Origin of the sequence: Streptomyces bicolor (assembly GCF_000719285.1) — a bacterium.
Lineage (GTDB): Bacteria > Actinomycetota > Actinomycetes > Streptomycetales > Streptomycetaceae > Streptomyces > Streptomyces bicolor.
In genome coordinates, this window is the sequence record NZ_JOFS01000096.1 from 1 (window position 1) to 1,362 (window position 1,362).

The following is a 1,362-nucleotide window of genomic DNA, read 5'->3' on the forward strand; positions in this document are numbered from 1 at the left end:
GACGATCATGGGAGAGACGTCAAGTGGCTGACGCCGCCGTGGAGTTGGAGACCGTGGAACCTGTCGAGAGTGCCCCGTCCGGGCAGCCTGCACCCGTGTCCGATGAGCAACTGGTCGCGATGCTGGTGGAACGGGCCCGGTCGGAGGGCTTGCAGCTGACCGGTCAGGGCGGGCTGCTGCAGCAGCTGACCAAACGGGTCCTGGAATCTGCCCTGGAAGGCGAGATCACCGATCACCTCGGCTACGAACGCCACGATGCTGTCGGTCGGGGCAGCGGCAACTCCCGCAACGGGAGCCGGGCCAAGACCGTGCTGACCGACGTCGGGCCGGTGGAAGTAAAGGTGCCCCGCGACACTGCCGGCAGCTTCGAGCCGCAGATCGTCAAGAAGCGACAGCGGCGCCTGACCGGCATCGACGAGATGGTGCTCTCCTTGTCCGCGAAGGGCCTCACTCACGGGGAGATATCGGCTCATCTCGCCGAGGTGTACGGCGCCGAGGTGTCCAAGCAGACCGTCTCCACCATCACCGACCAAGTGATGGAGGGCATGGCCGAGTGGCAGAACCGGCCGCTCGACCGCGTCTATCCGGTCCTGTTCGTGGACGCCATCAACGTCAAGATCAGGGACGGGAAGGTCGCGAACCGTCCCATCTACGTGGTGATGGCGGTGACGGTGGACGGCACCCGCGACATCCTCGGCGTCTGGGCCGGCGACGGCGGCGAGGGCGCCAAGTACTGGCTGCACGTGTTCACCGAGCTGAAGAACCGCGGCCTGGACGACGTGCTGATGCTGGTCTGCGACGGGCTCAAGGGCCTTCCCGAGGCCGTGGAGACCGTCTGGCCTCGCACGATCGTCCAGACGTGTGTGGTTCACCTCCTGCGGAACTCGTTCCGTTATGCCGCCCGTCAGGACTGGGACAAGGTCGCCAAGGCCCTCAAGCCCGTCTACACCGCACCCAGCGAAGACGCGGCGACGGAGCGCTTCCTGGAGTTCCAGGAGTCCTGGGGCCGGAAGTATCCGGCGATCGTGAAGTTGTGGTCGGACGCCTGGGCCGAGTTCGTGCCCTTCCTCTCCTTCGACGTCGAGATCCGCAAGGTCATCTGCAGCACGAATGCGATCGAGAGCGTCAACGCCCGCATCCGCAGGTCCGTCCGCGCCCGCGGACACTTCCCCAACGAAGCCGCCGCCCTCAAGTGCATCTACATGGCCCTGATGAGCCTGGACCCGACCGGGAAGGGCCGCAAGCGGTGGACCATGCGCTGGAAAGCACCTCTCAACGCATTCCAGATCGCCTTCGAGGGCCGCCTTACCCCGAGCAACAACTGACCACTCAACAAACAAGATCAGCCGTTAAATTGACACA

The 1,362-nt window shown here is 65.1% G+C and carries 1 protein-coding gene; it reads left to right on the forward strand.

The annotated features are described in order from the left end of the window. The first annotated feature begins 119 nt into the window (after positions 1–119). Entirely contained in the window at positions 120–1,325 is a 1,206-nt protein-coding gene (locus IF78_RS0142765; RefSeq protein WP_234440037.1) for an IS256 family transposase, read from the forward strand. The last annotated feature ends 37 nt before the right edge of the window (positions 1,326–1,362 follow it).

Bases quoted from the DNA above. Each gene is read 5' to 3' on its own strand.
- IF78_RS0142765 (WP_234440037.1), top strand. From the start codon at position 120: ATGCTGGTGGAACGGGCCCGGTCGGAGGGCTTGCAGCTGACCGGTCAG.